The sequence below is a fragment of the Bradyrhizobium sp. BTAi1 genome (genome assembly GCF_000015165.1).
Lineage (GTDB): Bacteria > Pseudomonadota > Alphaproteobacteria > Rhizobiales > Xanthobacteraceae > Bradyrhizobium > Bradyrhizobium denitrificans.
In genome coordinates this window covers 1,999,498-2,013,758 of sequence record NC_009485.1, presented here as the reverse complement: position 1 = coordinate 2,013,758, position 14,261 = coordinate 1,999,498, and the positions used below count along the sequence as shown (strand labels likewise).

The following is a 14,261-nucleotide window of genomic DNA, read 5'->3' as shown; positions in this document are numbered from 1 at the left end:
GGCCAACCATGCGAATTCCCTGCCCGTTCTGTGGCGAGCGCGACGTCAGCGAGTTCGCCTATCACGGCGACACCGCAAAGCGGCCTGATCCGGCCACCGACGACGGTCAGCGGCGCTTCTTTGAGGCCGTCTATCTGCGCGACAATCCCGCCGGCCCGCATCGCGAACTCTGGTATCACGCACAGGGTTGCCGCAGCTGGTTGATCGTGACCCGCGACGTCCGGACCCACGAGGTGCTCGGCGCCGCGCTCGCCACGCGAGGCGCGGCATGATGCCGGATTCCAACCGGCTCGCCTCCGGCGGCCTGATTGATCGCAGCAAGACCATCGGCTTCAGCTTCGACGGCCGCAGCTATCGAGGCTATGCCGGCGATACGCTGGCCTCGGCGCTGCTTGCCAATGATGTTCGCCTCGTCGGCCGCTCCTTCAAATATCACCGTCCGCGCGGCATCATGACCGCAGGGCCCGAGGAGCCAAACGCGCTGGTCGAACTGCGCGCTGGCGCCCGTCGCGAGCCGAACACGCGCGCCACCACCATCGCGCTGTTCGACGGCCTCGAGGCCTGGAGCCAGAACCGCTGGCCGTCGCTGCGCTACGATGTCGGGGCGATCAACTGGCTGCTGTCGCCGCTGTTCGTCGCCGGCTTCTACTACAAGACCTTCATGTGGCCGGCCGCGTTCTGGGAGAAGGTCTACGAGCCGGCGATCCGCCGGGCCGCCGGTCTCGGCCGCGCCAGCGGCGAGGCCGACCCCGACACTTACGAGAAGATCAACGCCTTCTGCGACGTCCTGATCATCGGCGGCGGGGCGGCCGGGCTTGCCGCGGCACTGGCGGCCGGGCGCAGCGGCGCGCGCATCATGCTGTGCGACGAGGATTGCACGCTCGGCGGGCGGCTCAACAGCGACCTCGGAGAGGTCGATGGCCGGCCAGGCGCCGACTGGGCGCGGCACGTCACCGCCGAGCTCGAGGCTTTGCCGAATGTCCGGATCCTCAGTCGCACAAGCGTGTTCGGCGTCTATGATGGCGGCACCTATGGCGCGCTCGAGCGGGTGTCCGATCATCTCGCCGAGCCGCAGCCGCATCAGTCGCGGCAGCGCTATTGGAAGATCGTCGCCAAGCGCGCGGTGCTGGCGAGCGGCGCGATCGAGCGCCCGATCGTGTTCGGGGGGAACGACCGCCCCGGCGTGATGATGGCCGCCGGCGTACGCAGCTATCTGAACCGCTACGCGGTCAAGCCCGGACGGCGGGCCGCGGTCTATACCGGCTGCGATGACGCCTGGACGACCGCGTTCGACCTCGCGCGCAGCGGCGTCACAGTGACGGCCATCATCGATCACCGAGCGACGGTCGCGCCGCAACTCCGGGCCGAAGCAACACGGCTCGCGATTCCCGTCCATCTCGGAGCCGACGTCACCCAGACGCGCGGCGGCCGCCGCGGCCTGCAGGCGATCACGCTGCGGCGCGCGGATGGGCGAGAACAAGGCTTGCCGGTCGACCTGCTGGCCATGTCCGCCGGCTGGTCGCCGCATCTCGCACTGACCACGCATCTCGGACATCGGCCGCGCTGGTCCGAGGCCCATGCCGCCTTCGTGCCGGATGCATTGCCGCCGGGCATGAGCGTCGCGGGCGCAGCGGCGGGCGCCTTCGGTCTCGCCGAGGCGCTGCGGCAGGGCACGGCGCTCGGCACCGCTGCCGCTGAGGCAACGGGTTTTGCTATCACTGCCGCCCCGGCGCCGCGGGCGGACGATGAGCCCATCGCGCTGGCGCCGTTCTGGCATCTCGGCTCGTCATCGAAGGCTTTCATCGATTTCCAGCACGACGTCACCAGCGCCGATGTTGCGCTCGCCGCACGCGAGGGCTTCCGCTCGGTCGAGCTTCTCAAGCGCTACACCACGCTGGGCATGGCGACCGATCAGGGGAAGACCTCGAACATCAATGGCCAGGCGATGATGGCCGAACTGACGGGCCGCAGCATGGCCGAGATCGGCACCACGATGTTCCGCGCGCCAGCGACGCCGGTCGCGATCGGCGCGCTCGCGGGCCATCACCGCGGCCGCGACTTCCGGCCGACGCGCCTGACGGCCGGACACGGCTGGGCCGAGCAGAGCAATGCGAGCTTCGTCGAAGCAGGCGCTTGGCTGCGCGCGCAGTGGTTCGCGCAACCGGGCGAAACCGACTGGCTCACCACCGTCTCGCGCGAGGTGCGCGACGTCCGCAGCAAGGTCGGCGTCTGTGATGTCTCGACACTCGGCAAGATCGACGTCCAGGGCAGCGATGCCGGCACCTTCCTCGACCGCGTCTATATCAACATGTTCTCGACCTTGCCGGTGGGCAAGACCCGCTATGGCGTGATGTTGCGGGAGGACGGGTTGGTGATGGATGACGGCACGGCCGCCCGCTTCGCGCCAGATCATTATGTGGTGTCGACGACAACCGCGAACGCCGCCAAGGTCATGCAGCATCTGGAACATGCGCGCCAGGTGCTATGGCCCGAATTGGACGTGCAGCTCGTCTCCGTCACCGAGCAATGGTCGCAATATTCCATCGCGGGCCCCGGCGCCCGACAGCTGTTGGACCGCCTGCTCGGCGACGTCGTCGATGTTTCCGATGCCGCTTTGCCGTATCTCGGATGCGTCGAGTTCACCTGGCGCGACGTGCCGGCGCGGCTGTTCCGCGTCTCATTCTCCGGCGAGCTCGGCTATGAGATCGCGGTGCCGGCGCAATATGGCGACGCGGCGATCCGCGCGATCATGGAAGCCGGCGCTGAGTTCGGCATCATCCCCTACGGCACCGAGGCGCTCGGCGTGATGCGCATCGAAAAGGGCCATGTCGCCGGTAACGAGATCAACGGCACCACAACAGCCGCCGATCTCGGCCTCGGCCGGATGATGTCGCAGAAAAAGGATTACATCGGCCGCGTGCTGGCGCACCGGCCCGGCCTCACCGATCCCGACCGCCCGACGCTCGTCGGCCTGCGCCCGATCAATCCGATGGCGCGGCTACGCGCTGGCGCTCACATGCTCGCGCTGGGCGCAGCGCCGACGACAGAGAACGACGAGGGCTATGTCACGTCGATCGCGTTCTCGCCGGCGCTCGGGCATTGGATCGGCCTTGCCCTCGTCAAGCGTGGACCGGCGCGACACGGCGAACGCATGCGCGCCTATGATCCGGTGCGCGACGGCGATACCGAGGTCGAGCTCGTCTCGCCGGTCTTCATCGATCCACAGGGAGCGCGGCTCCATGGCTGAGCACAGTCCGTCGTCGTCACCTGCCACGTTCGCCGACGCCGCGCCCGCGCCGCCCGGCAGCCAGGTCACGATCACCGAGCGAGCCGATCTCGGGCTGGCGACGCTGCAGGCCCGCAAGGGCCAGGAGGCGGCCTTGCGCGAGGCGATCCGGCAATATTGCGGCGTCATGCTGCCGGATCGCCCCGCCGTGGCCAGCGCCGACACGATCGCCTTCGCAGGCCTCGGTCCGCAGCATTGGCTCGGCATGGCCGACGGCAGCAGCCATCGCCTGGCCACGGCCTTGAAGGCCGCAATCGGCCCGCTCGCCTCCATCGTCGACCAGAGCGGCGGCTATGTCGTGTTCCGCGTCGGCGGCCCCGCCATCCGCGACGTGCTCGCCAAGGGCTTTCCGATCGACCTGCATGAGCGCGCGTTTCCGCCCGGAGCGGCAGCCACGACGGTGGCCGCACATATCGGCGCCATCATCTGGCGCAACGAGGACCAGGACGGATGCGCCTCGTTCGACATCGCCGTGTTCCGCAGCCTGTCCCGCAGCTTCTGGCATTGGTTCTCGGAGGCGGCGGCGGAGTTCGGCTGCGAGGTGAGGCCGTCCTAGAGCATCCGTGCGACAATCGGTGGCCACGCCTTCGCGCGGCTGATGCCGCCCGATGACTTTGCACAGCCTGGGAACTAACACTCCGCTCTCACCGCGTCATTGCGAGCGTAGCGAAGCAATCCCGAATCATTCTGCGGAGACAGTCTGGATTGCTTCGTCGCTTCGCTCCTCGCAATGGCGCGCGGGGCGATCTGGGCTCACTTGCACATCGTCATGCGAACGACAGCGGCCACTTAGCAATCCAACGTCGTTTCGCGCTCCCACTCCGTCAAATGGCGCGCATAAGCGTTCCACTCCTCGGTCTTGAGCTTGACGTAGCAGGGAATGAAATCGCCGAGCTTTTCGGCCATGACCGGCGAGGCCTGCAGCGCGCGGATCGCATCGAGCAGGTTGAGCGGCAGCTTCTTGCCGGTCTTTACGGCGTGGCCGTCGGTATACATGTTGATGTCGAGGCGCGGGCCCGGGTCGCGATCATTGGCGATGCCGTCGAGGCCGGCGGCGAGCAGCCCGGCCTGCAACAGATAGGGATTGGCGGCACCATCGGCGAGGCGGACCTCGAAGCGGCCGGCTTCGGGAATGCGGATCAGATGGGTCCGGTTGTTGCCGGAATAGGTCACCGAGTTCGGCGCCCAGGTCGCGCCCGATGTCGTCCTCGCCGCATTGATGCGCTTGTAGGAGTTGACGGTCGGGTTGAACAGCGCGGCCAGCGCATCGGCCGAATGCATGATACCGCCGAGGAACTGATAGCCCAATTCGGACACGCCGAGCTCGCCGGCCTCGTCCTCGAACAGATTGCGGCCGTCCTTCCACACCGAGACATGGGCATGGCAGCCATTGCCGGTGAGATCGACGAACGGCTTCGGCATGAAGGTGGCGCGCAGCCCGTGCTTCTCGGCGATCGAGCGCACCATATATTTGAAGAAGGCGTGGCGATCGGCGGTCGTCAGCGCGGTGTCGAACTCCCAGTTCATCTCGAACTGGCCGTTAGCGTCCTCGTGATCGTTCTGATACGGCTTCCAGCCCAGCGCCAGCATGGCGTCGCAAATCTCGGCGATCACCTCGTAGCGCCGCATCAGGGCCTGCTGGTCGTAGCACGGCTTCGACTGCTTGTCCGCGACATCGGACGGCGCACTGCCGTCGGCGGTGATCAGGAAGAACTCGCATTCGACACCGGATTTCAGCTCATAGCCCTGCGCCGCCGCATCGGCGACCATGCGCTTGAGCAGGTTTCGCGGCGCATGTGCCACCGGCTTGCCGTTCATCCAGGGATCGGCCGCGAGCCAGCCGACCTCCGGCTTCCACGGCAGCTGGATCAGGCTCGCCGGATCGGGCATCGCGAACACGTCGGGATCGGCCGGGGTCATGTCGAGCCAGGTCGCGAAGCCTGCGAAGCCAGCGCCGGTCTTCACCATGCCGTCGATCGCCGCCGCCGGCACCAGCTTGGCGCGCTGCACGCCGAACAGGTCGGTATAAGAGATCAGGAAATATTTGATGCCGCGCTCACAGGCGACGGCATGGAGGCTACTCGACATGATTCCCTCTTTGAGTCCTTGAAGACCCCGGCATCGTCCATCCGTCGATCGCGTCGGCGGCGCGCGCAGCGCTGCCAGCCTATTTGTCGCGTCCCGGAATCCAGTTGGTGCCGGCGAGCGGCACGCCGGCCATCGCCGCCGCCTCGATCGTCAAGGCGACGAGATCCTCCGGCTCAAGATTATGCAGATGACTCTTGCCGCAGGCCCGCGCGATCGTCTGCGCCTCCAACGTCAGCACCGAGAGATAGTTAGCGAGCCGGCGGCCGGCCTTGACCGGATCGAGCCGCGCGGCCAGCACGGGATCCTGGGTCGTGATCCCCGCGGGATCGAGACCTTCCTGCCAATCATCATAGGCGCCGGCGGTGGTGCCGAGCTTCTGATACTCGGCCTCCCATTGCGGATCATTGTCGCCGAGCGCGATCAGCGCCGCGGTGCCGATCGAGACCGCGTCGGCGCCGAGCGCGAGCGCCTTGGCGACATCGGCGCCGGTGCGGATGCCACCGGAGACGATCAGCTGCAGCTTGCGATGCAGACCGAGATCCTGCAGCGCCTGCACGGCGGGCCGGATCGCGGCGAGCGTGGGCAGCCCGACATGTTCGATGAAGACGTCCTGGGTCGCGGCGGTGCCGCCCTGCATGCCGTCGAGCACGATGACATCGGCACCGGACTTCGCCGCCAGCGCCGTGTCGTAATAGGGACGGCTGGCGCCGACCTTGACGTAGATCGGCTTCTCCCAATCGGTGATCTCGCGCAGCTCCTCGATCTTGATCTCGAGATCGTCGGGTCCGGTCCAGTCCGGGTGGCGGCAGGCCGAGCGCTGGTCGATGCCCTCGGGCAATGTGCGCATCTTGGCGACGCGTGGCGAGATCTTCTGCCCGAGCAGCATGCCGCCGCCGCCGGGCTTGGCGCCCTGCCCGATCACGATCTCGATCGCATCCGCTTTGCGCAGATCATCGGGATTCATGCCGTAGCGCGACGGCAGATATTGATAGACCAGGATCGACGAGTGGCCGCGCTCCTCCGGCGTCATGCCGCCGTCGCCCGTGGTGGTCGAGGTGCCGGCTGCGGAGGCGCCGCGCCCCAATGCCTCCTTGGCCGGACCGGACAATGAGCCGAAGCTCATGCCGGCGACGGTCACCGGGATCTTCAGCTTGATCGGCTTCCTCGCGAAGCGCGTGCCGAGCGTGACGTCGGTGCCGCATTTCTCGCGATAGCCCTCCAGCGGATAGCGCGAGATCGAGGCGCCCAGGAACAGGAGATCGTCGAAATGCGGCAGCGCGCGCTTGGCGCCGCCGCCGCGGATATCGTAAATGCCGGTTGCTGCAGCCCGCTGGATCTCGGCGATCACGTTCGGGTTGAAGGTCGCGGAGAAACGCGGCGGGGTGCGATGTGGAGGCACGGACATCGTGATGGCCTCAATAGGCGTCGACATTGTCGATGTGGAAGTGATAGAGGCGCCGCGCCGAGCCATAGAGCTTGAAGTCATCGGCGCGCGCCTCGACGCCGGCCCGCTTCAGCACGGCCGCGAGGATCGCGCGGTCTTCCTCCGTCATCGGCTTCTCGATGCAGTCGGCGCCCAGGCTGGCGACGCGGCCACGCACGAACAATCGGGCCTCATAGATCGAATCGCCGAGCGCATCGCCGGCGTCGCCGAGCACGACCAGATTGCCCGCCTGGGCCATGAACGCACTCATCGGCCCGATCGAGCCTTTCACGACAATGTCGATGCCCTTCATCGAGATGCCACAGCGCGCCGAGGCATTGCCCTCGATCACCAGCAGCCCGCCGCAGCCGGTGGCGCCGGCCGATTGGCTGGCGTCGCCTTTGACGCGAACCTCGCCGGACATCATGTTCTCGGCGACGCCGACGCCGGCATTGCCTGAAATCACGACGGTGGCAGCCTTGTTCATGCCGGCACAATAGTAGCCGACGTGACCGTCGATCTCGACGGTGACCGGGGCGTCGAGCCCGCAGGCGACCGCGTGCTTGCCTGAGGGATTGCTGACGATCCAATGCGTCTCGTTGGTGGTGGGCGACAGCGCATGAAGCGCAGCGTTCAGTTCGCGCAGCGGCGCTCTCGCAAGATCGAAGCTCGGCATCAGCGCCGCTCCCAGGCATAGACCGTGGCCGGCTCGGGCTCGAAGATATGCGCCTTGTCGACCCCGGGCAGGCCAGCGAGCGCGCGATACTCCGAGCCGAACGCCACGTAATCGTCGGTCTCGGCCATCACTGCGGGCTTGCAGGAGATCGGGTCGCGCAGCACGGCGAAGCCGGTCTCGGTGCCGACCACGAAGGTGTAGAAGCCATCGAGATCGGACAGGCTGTCGGTGAGCGCCTGCTTCAGCGAGGCGCCCTCGCGGATCCGCCAGCTCAGATAGCCCGCCGCAACCTCGGTGTCGTTCTCAGTGGCAAAGCGCATGCCCTCCCGCTGCAGCATGCGCCGGACGCCATTATGGTTCGACAGCGAGCCATTGTGCACGAGACATTGATCGAGCCCGGTCGAGAATGGATGCGCGCCACGCGTCGTCACCGCCGATTCCGTCGCCATGCGGGTGTGGCCGATACCATGGCTGCCGGCCATACGCGGCAGGCCGAAGCGCTGCGTCACCTGCTCGGGCCGACCGACCTCCTTGTAGAGCTCCATGCGCGCGCCGGCGCCGACGAAGCTGATGTCGTCATGTCCCTCGATGAAGGCGCGCGCCGCCTTCTCCTTGTCGAAGCAGATCGACAACACGGCATGGGTATCGTGCAGGGTCACCGCCGGCGTTTCATTGATCGCCTTGCCGAGCTCGGCCACGGCACGCCGCAAAACGTCCTCGTCGGCACCGGAGATGGTGAGTTTAACGCGGCCCTGCGTGCGATCGCCGTAGACCGCGAAGCCGGCACTGTCGGGTCCGCGATCGCTCATGACGACAAGCATCTCGCTGAGCAACGCGCCGAGCTCCCGCTCCAACCGGGGAGCTTTCAGAAACAGCCCGACGATTCCGCACATGCGCCGCTCCGATCCACATCATTGTGGGACGGGCTGAGCGCCCCGTCCGACCGTCAGGATAGCCCAGCAGCAATTCTCGTCAAGAAACTTTTGTTCACTTCAGGAAAGTTCAGACGTGGACCGGCAGGCGGGCTTGGTGCGGATCGAGAGAACCTGAAAATGGGCGCTTGTACTGGCCGCGACGCCCGCTGCGGCGTATAGACGTCATAGGGTCAGCGCTGCTGCGAGGCCGCCGAGAAGCAAACGAGGTTTCCTGTGGCGAAAGGTGCCGCGAAGCATCCCAGGAAGGACAGCAAGGCCGAGACGTCCCGCGCGGAGCCCGAGCTGCTGACAGGATCGCTCGCGCCGAAGGACGCCACGCCAACCCTGGAGTCGGAGATCGGCGCCGAGGTGCGCCGCTTGCGCAAGGACCTCGATCTCACCGTATCAGAACTGGGCGCGGCGGCCGGCATCTCGGCCGGCATGCTGTCCAAGATCGAGAACGGCTCGATCTCGCCGTCACTGGCGACACTGTCGGCGCTCGCCAAGGCGCTGAACGTGCCGATCGCGCGACTGTTCCGCGAGAATGGCGAGGAGCGCGACTGTTCCTTCGTCAAGGCCGGCCAGGGCGTTCGCATCGAGCGCCGCGGCACCAAGGCCGGCCATCTCTACGATCTGCTCGGCCACTCGCTCGGCGGCGACGTGGTGGTCGAACCCTATCTGATCACGCTGAAGGGCGACGCCGTTCCTTACACGGATTTCCGCCACGCCGGCGTCGAGTTCATCTACATGCTGAGCGGAAAGGTGCGCTATCGCCATGCCGACCGGCTGTATCTGCTGGAGCCCGGCGACGCCCTGTTCTTCGACGCCGCAGCGCGTCACGGCCCCGAGGAGTTGATCAAGGCGCCGATGACCTATCTCTCGGTGATCATCTATCCCCGACGCGCCCGTTAGCGGCGGCACAGCGCGGTCGCGCGCTCGAGGCGAGCTTCGCGCGCCGCAGCGGCTTCGACCTTCTCTCAGATGTAACCGGCGCGGAGCGCATTCGTGATCATCTCCGCCGCCGATCCATCATGGGCGAAGCCCAACGCCAACTCGGCATCAACCTCCAGCATTGGAAAGCGTCCGAACACCTTCTCGATGCTGTCGTCAGGATCGAACGTCACGCGCGCGGGCCGCTCAGCGCCATAGAGCTGCGCCAAGCCTGCCATCACCTCGGCGATCGAAAGTCGAAGCGCCGGGAGTTGCAGAGTGCCGCAGACATCAATCTCGCCGGCGCGGATGAGATTGTCGACCGCGACTTTGGCCGACAGCCACCAGGCGGTCGCGTCCCGTGACACCGGGCAGGCATAGCTCTCGCCCGCGGACACCGCATGCAGCAGTTCGCTCATGAAGGCGGAGCCGAAGCCGCTCACCGGTCGCGGCCTTGCGACGATGCCGGGCAGCCGCAGCGCGATGCCTGACAGCTCTCCGCGCCTGGTGTGATCGGCGAGCGCGATCTCCACCATCCGCTTGTGCGCGCCATAGCTGATCAGGGGCCGCGCCTCCGTCTGCGCGCTGACCGGCGCGCCGGACAGCGCGCCATAGACGGCGATGCTGCTGGCATAGACCACGCGCGGCCGGTTGCCATGCTGGGCCAGCAACTGCAGGAGATCGAGCGACGCATCCAGATTGACGCGGCGACCGAGCGCAGGCTCGACCTCGGCGCGGCCGCCGGGCACGCTGGCGAGATGGAACACGCGGTCGAACGACGCAGCGCCGAGTTGCTCCAGCACGGCGCGGTCGTCCAGGCCGCCGCTGATCCAGGACAGACGCGCACCCAACGCTTCCGGCGGCGCTGCGACGAGATCGAGCCCGGTGATGTCGGCCCCGTCCGTATCGACCAGCAGCCGTTGCAGCAGCGCACGGCCAATGAAGCCCGCGGCACCCGTGACCAGAATACGCATCGCTCACTCCGGCCGATCGGTGCTCGCCGCACGAACCACGCGCTGCGCGATGCGTCCGAACGGGCCTCCCCGGCCATCGGCGAAGCAGGCCTGCATGGTCACCTCGTCACCGAAGCGCAGGAAGGGCGTGCGCGCCTCGCCGCGTTCGATCATCTCGATCGCCCTGACCTCAGCCAGGCAACTCGATCCGGCGGCGCGATCGGCATTCGACACCGTGCCCGAGCCGATGATCGTGCCGGCCGTCAACCGCCGCGTCCGGGCGGCATGGGCGATGAGTTGCGGAAACGAGAACGCCATCTCGCGGCCTGAGGCCGCGCCGATCCGCTCGCCATTGCGGTGAACATGGAGGGCCATGTCGAGCCGGCCGTCACGCCAGGCGTCGCCGACCTCGTCCGGAGTCACCGCCATCGGCGCGAAGCTCGTCGAGGGCTTCGCCTGCAGGAAGCCGAAGCCGGTGCGCACCTCGCGCGCACCGACCGCGCGCAGGCTCCAATCATTGATCTGAACCAGCAGCCGAATCCGTTGCGCGGCCTGCTCTGGCGACACGGCCATCGGCACATCATCGACGATGACGCCGAACTCGCCCTCGAAGTCGATGCCATCCGCCTCCGTCACGAAGGGCACGTCGGCCTGCGGCCCGAGGAAATCGTCGCTGGCGCCCTGGTACATCACCGGGATGGTGTCGAAGTCGGGGATCGGCGGCTTGTTGAAGGCGACATCCATCAGCCGTCCGTGATTCAGGAAGGCCGAGCCATCCAGCCATTGCGGTGCGCGCGGCAGCGGTGCAAGGCATCGCGTGGGATCGAACGCCATCACATCGGCAGCCGATCCATCCTCGAGGCTCTCGGCGAGCCGGCGCAACGCCGGCTCGACCTGCTGCCAATTCCGCAGCGCCGTCAGCAGATCCGGTGCGATGGCGCTGGCATTGCACGCGCGCGCCTGATCCCGGGAGACGATGAGCAGGCCGCCATCGGGGCTGCCGTTCCGATAGGTTGCGAGTCTCATCAGCTGGCCTTGGTCGGGTTGGCTTCCGGACCGAACTTGCCGTCGACCAGGATGAACAGCATCCGGCACGGTTTGTCGCTGCGATTGGCCCAGGCGTGATTGGTGCCGCGCTGGATCACGACGTCGCCGGCCTTGAGGTCCGCCGTGCCCTTGTCGAGCACCAGCGTGATCTCGCCGGAGATCACGATGCCGTAGTCGATCGTCTCGGTGCGGTGCATCAGCGGATGCGGTGACTCCGTCGTCACGGTTGAGGCGTGCGGATCGCCGATCTGGCTGAACGCGGCCTTCATGCGCGTCGCGCCGTTGCGGAGAAAGTCCTCGGTGTCCGGCGGAATGTCGACGAAGCGGATGCGGCTGCCATGCGTCGGCGGTGGCAGCTTGAGCGGCCCGATCGTCGGATCCGGACCATTGTCGATCGGCGCCGGCGTCGCCTGCGTGCTCCAGACCTCGTGGAAGAAGGTGCCGGGGATCGCCGCCAACTCGGTGACGGTCGGCAAGGCGCCGTCGGACGAGATCACGGCGGCGCCCTGCTGGTCGTGTCCGGTGACGACGCGGCGGATTTGCGGAAGGGTCATGCAACAGGTCTCCTGATCAGGCAATTTCGAGAGAGGCAGCGGTCACCGCGCCGCGCGCGGCAAACACACGTGAGAACATCACGGCGGCGATGGACGAGATGATGACGGCGCCGAGCCCGAGCGCGGGATAGCCGAACAGCTGCACCAAGGTGCCGCCGAGGATGGGGCCGATCGCGGCGCCGATCATCAGCATCGCCGGCGTGCCGGCGAGCGCCCGCGCGGTGGGGTCGAGGCGCGACAACAGCCCGAACGCGAAGGTGTGGGTGAAGATCATGACCGCGGCAAAGATCGCGGTCGGCACAGCATAGGTCAGGAAGCCCGAGCCGAAGGTGATCGTCACGGCGATCAGCGCCTGACAGACGGGCCCGGCCAGCAGCACGTATCGGGCCGGCAGCCGCCGCTCCAGAACGGCGGCAAGCGGCGCCGGCAGCAGGTTGACGAAGCCGAGCGCAATCAGCACGCCGGTGACCGCCTCGACACCGAAGCCGCGGTCGGCCCCGATCCGCTCGATGAAGCTGAACAGCATCGCCTGCGTCAGCGCCATGCAGCTGATGCCGGCGATGCCGAACCATACGGCGCGGGGAAGATGGCTCACCTCGGCGATGAGATCCTCGTCGCTGCGCACCACGCCCTTCGGAAAGGCCAGCGCCGCCGCCAGCGCCGCGACCGCCATCACGCCGGCGAACACCACAAACAGCGCAGCCCCGCCGAAGCGCGCCACGAGATTGGGCGTCATGCCGAGAAAGAGAATGGCGAACACACCGAGCGCCATTCCGACAATGGCGAACAGCCGGTGCGGATTGGCACTGCGGGCGATCGTACCATGGGTGAAGCTGAGCCCGCAGGCCGCCGTCGCGCCGGCCAGCGCGTGCAGCATCGCGAGCAACGCAAACTCCGACGTCTGGCTGGCGGCCAGGAACACCAGCGCGGCCACGGCGTATCCGGCAGTTGCCGCCAGCCGGGCGTTCATCCGGTTGAAGCGCGGTGCAAACACTAGGCTGCTGAGCACGGCACCGAGCAGGAACAGCGTGGCCAGAAGGCCGGCCTGCTGCGGACTGAACCGATAGCGCTCGATCAGCGCGCCCACCCAGACCGGGAGCGCGACGAGATCGACCATCCCGGCGCAATGCGCGACCATCAGGGCGATGCGCCCGCGCCAAGTTTCCGTCGTCACCGTCATGGCTTCCTCCCCGTTGATGTTGTTGTTCGTTGATGGTGTTGCCCGCTCAGATCGGCTGCAGCAGCGCGATCGTGGACTCGCGCATGATCCTGGCGTGCTCCGCCTTGTCGCCATTCTCCATCTCGATGCGGCAGAGTTGCGCGGAGTTCTCGATCACCATGCGGCAGCGCTCCCAGCGCCGCGCATGGAAGCGGTCGAACGCCTGCTGCAAGGTCGCGGCGCGTGCGAGCTCCTCGGCCAGCACGATGCCGCTCTCGATGCCGATGCCTGCGCCCGAGGCGAGATGCGGCGTGGTCGCCGCCACCGTATCGCCGATCATGATGACGCGGCCGCGATTCCACGGCGCCGGCACCAGCAGGTTGGCGAGCGGCCGATAATCGATCTGAGCATCCAGGGTGAACAGATGCGGACCCAGCGCCACCAGCACGGGATCGCCGAACGGCGCGAGCATGTCGGCAACCAGTTGCGGCCATGACGCGCGCTCAGCCTGCAGCTTCTCCGGCCGCGCCTCGGTGATGAACATGTACATGTGGCTCGGCGACACCGGGTTGACGCCGACCTTCACCGCCCCACCAAGCCAGATTCGCGGACGTACGATCTCGGCGGGCCGCGGCAACACGGCGCGCCAAACCACCTGCCCGATATATTGTGGCGGCTTGATCTCGGGAAACAGCAGCGCACGGGTCTTCGAATGGACGCCGTCGGCGACCACGACGAGATCATAGTGGCCGGTCGTGCCATCGGTGAAGGTGACCGCGACATCGCCGTCGTGCTGCGTGATCTGCGTGTAGGTGCATCCGACCCGCACGTGAACGCACGCGGCACGCGTCGCATCGGCGAGGATGCGGCCGAGCTCCGGCCGCATGATGCCGCCGCCGCCGGGCACATCCGATCCAACGGTCTTCGGTGTCGGGATCTCGCCGATCCGATGGCCTGCCGGCGTGACCAGGTCAACGCCATCCGCTGTGTAGCCGCGCCGCGCGAATTCCGCGAACACGCCGAGCGTCTCCAGCGCGCGCAAGGTCGGCCCGCTCACCGTGATGCCGGCGCCCTCCGGCCGCCAATTGGCATCGACCTCGACGAGATCGACGTCGATGCCGGCCTTGCGCATCTGAATCGACGCGGCCATGCCGGAAAAGCCGCCGCCGATCGTCAGCACCCTGCTCACCACTGCCATGGCGCCCTCCTCCCTCTGCAGTCCGCCCTTCCG

General features: G+C 67.3%; 13 protein-coding genes. 4 read left to right on the top strand and 9 right to left on the bottom strand.

Annotation, left to right across the window (positions count from 1 at the left end):
• Positions 1 to 8: 8 nt before the first annotated feature.
• The 3 genes from BBTA_RS09060 to BBTA_RS09050 are packed head-to-tail and all read left to right on the top strand — an operon-like array spanning position 9 to position 3,842.
• On the top strand, positions 9 to 272 hold the full coding sequence (locus BBTA_RS09060) for a sarcosine oxidase subunit delta (RefSeq protein WP_012042171.1): 264 nt from the start codon (positions 9 to 11) through the stop codon (positions 270 to 272).
• Entirely contained in the window at positions 269 to 3,247 is a 2,979-nt protein-coding gene (locus tag BBTA_RS09055; RefSeq protein ID WP_012042170.1) for a sarcosine oxidase subunit alpha family protein, read from the top strand. Before BBTA_RS09060 ends, BBTA_RS09055 begins: the two co-directional genes overlap by 4 nt.
• Complete coding sequence (locus BBTA_RS09050; protein WP_012042169.1) at positions 3,240 to 3,842, top strand: sarcosine oxidase subunit gamma; 603 nt, start codon at positions 3,240 to 3,242, stop codon at positions 3,840 to 3,842. The genes BBTA_RS09055 and BBTA_RS09050 overlap by 8 nt, the downstream gene beginning before the upstream one ends.
• Before the next feature lie 233 nt (positions 3,843 to 4,075).
• Here the strand turns inward: BBTA_RS09050 and glnT are convergent, their stop codons facing one another.
• The 4 genes from glnT to BBTA_RS09030 all read right to left on the bottom strand — a co-directional run bounded on the left by glnT (position 4,076) and on the right by BBTA_RS09030 (position 8,366).
• Complete coding sequence (gene glnT / locus BBTA_RS09045) at positions 4,076 to 5,374, bottom strand: type III glutamate--ammonia ligase (RefSeq protein WP_012042168.1); 1,299 nt, start codon at positions 5,372 to 5,374, stop codon at positions 4,076 to 4,078.
• A 79-nt stretch (positions 5,375 to 5,453) separates the two neighbouring features.
• The gene (locus BBTA_RS09040; protein WP_012042167.1) at positions 5,454 to 6,779 is read right to left on the bottom strand and encodes an FMN-binding glutamate synthase family protein; all 1,326 of its coding nucleotides are present in this window, start codon (positions 6,777 to 6,779) and stop codon (positions 5,454 to 5,456) included.
• 10 nt (positions 6,780 to 6,789) lie between these two features.
• The gene (locus tag BBTA_RS09035) at positions 6,790 to 7,473 is read right to left on the bottom strand and encodes a protein glxC (protein WP_012042166.1); all 684 of its coding nucleotides are present in this window, start codon (positions 7,471 to 7,473) and stop codon (positions 6,790 to 6,792) included.
• Positions 7,473 to 8,366, bottom strand: coding sequence for a glutamine amidotransferase family protein (locus tag BBTA_RS09030; protein WP_012042165.1), 894 nt, complete (start codon positions 8,364 to 8,366; stop codon positions 7,473 to 7,475). Before BBTA_RS09030 ends, BBTA_RS09035 begins: the two co-directional genes overlap by 1 nt.
• Before the next feature lie 255 nt (positions 8,367 to 8,621).
• Here BBTA_RS09030 and BBTA_RS09025 point away from each other — a divergent pair, with 255 nt between their 5' ends.
• The gene (locus BBTA_RS09025; protein ID WP_012042164.1) at positions 8,622 to 9,299 is read left to right on the top strand and encodes an XRE family transcriptional regulator; all 678 of its coding nucleotides are present in this window, start codon (positions 8,622 to 8,624) and stop codon (positions 9,297 to 9,299) included.
• Positions 9,300 to 9,364: 65 nt separating this feature from the next.
• On the opposite strand, the gene BBTA_RS09020 is transcribed toward BBTA_RS09025, so the two are convergent.
• The 5 genes from BBTA_RS09020 to BBTA_RS09000 are packed head-to-tail and all read right to left on the bottom strand — an operon-like array spanning position 9,365 to position 14,228.
• Positions 9,365 to 10,291 (bottom strand): NAD-dependent epimerase/dehydratase family protein, encoded by a 927-nt coding sequence (locus tag BBTA_RS09020; RefSeq protein ID WP_012042163.1) that lies wholly within the window; start codon positions 10,289 to 10,291, stop codon positions 9,365 to 9,367.
• A gap of 3 nt (positions 10,292 to 10,294) precedes the next feature.
• On the bottom strand, positions 10,295 to 11,296 hold the full coding sequence (locus tag BBTA_RS09015) for a fumarylacetoacetate hydrolase family protein (RefSeq protein ID WP_012042162.1): 1,002 nt from the start codon (positions 11,294 to 11,296) through the stop codon (positions 10,295 to 10,297).
• The gene (locus BBTA_RS09010; RefSeq protein ID WP_012042161.1) at positions 11,296 to 11,871 is read right to left on the bottom strand and encodes a cupin domain-containing protein; all 576 of its coding nucleotides are present in this window, start codon (positions 11,869 to 11,871) and stop codon (positions 11,296 to 11,298) included. The genes BBTA_RS09015 and BBTA_RS09010 overlap by 1 nt, the downstream gene beginning before the upstream one ends.
• Before the next feature lie 16 nt (positions 11,872 to 11,887).
• Positions 11,888 to 13,045 carry an MFS transporter gene (locus tag BBTA_RS09005; RefSeq protein ID WP_012042160.1) on the bottom strand — a complete coding sequence of 386 codons (1,158 nt, stop codon included), beginning with the start codon at positions 13,043 to 13,045 and terminating at the stop codon, positions 11,888 to 11,890.
• A 52-nt stretch (positions 13,046 to 13,097) separates the two neighbouring features.
• Positions 13,098 to 14,228, bottom strand: a complete 1,131-nt coding sequence (locus BBTA_RS09000; protein ID WP_012042159.1) for an FAD-dependent oxidoreductase — start codon at positions 14,226 to 14,228, stop codon at positions 13,098 to 13,100.
• Positions 14,229 to 14,261 lie beyond the last annotated feature (33 nt).

Coding starts and splice junctions, on each gene's coding strand:
- BBTA_RS09060 (WP_012042171.1), top strand. CDS start 9: ATGCGAATTCCCTGCCCGTTCTGTGGCGAGCGCGACGTCAGCGAGTTC.
- BBTA_RS09055 (WP_012042170.1), top strand. CDS start 269: ATGATGCCGGATTCCAACCGGCTCGCCTCCGGCGGCCTGATTGATCGC.
- BBTA_RS09050 (WP_012042169.1), top strand. CDS start 3,240: ATGGCTGAGCACAGTCCGTCGTCGTCACCTGCCACGTTCGCCGACGCC.
- glnT (WP_012042168.1), bottom strand. CDS start 5,374: ATGTCGAGTAGCCTCCATGCCGTCGCCTGTGAGCGCGGCATCAAATAT.
- BBTA_RS09040 (WP_012042167.1), bottom strand. CDS start 6,779: ATGTCCGTGCCTCCACATCGCACCCCGCCGCGTTTCTCCGCGACCTTC.
- BBTA_RS09035 (WP_012042166.1), bottom strand. CDS start 7,473: ATGCCGAGCTTCGATCTTGCGAGAGCGCCGCTGCGCGAACTGAACGCT.
- BBTA_RS09030 (WP_012042165.1), bottom strand. CDS start 8,366: ATGTGCGGAATCGTCGGGCTGTTTCTGAAAGCTCCCCGGTTGGAGCGG.
- BBTA_RS09020 (WP_012042163.1), bottom strand. CDS start 10,291: ATGCGTATTCTGGTCACGGGTGCCGCGGGCTTCATTGGCCGTGCGCTG.
- BBTA_RS09015 (WP_012042162.1), bottom strand. CDS start 11,296: ATGAGACTCGCAACCTATCGGAACGGCAGCCCCGATGGCGGCCTGCTC.
- BBTA_RS09010 (WP_012042161.1), bottom strand. CDS start 11,871: ATGACCCTTCCGCAAATCCGCCGCGTCGTCACCGGACACGACCAGCAG.
- BBTA_RS09000 (WP_012042159.1), bottom strand. CDS start 14,228: ATGGCAGTGGTGAGCAGGGTGCTGACGATCGGCGGCGGCTTTTCCGGC.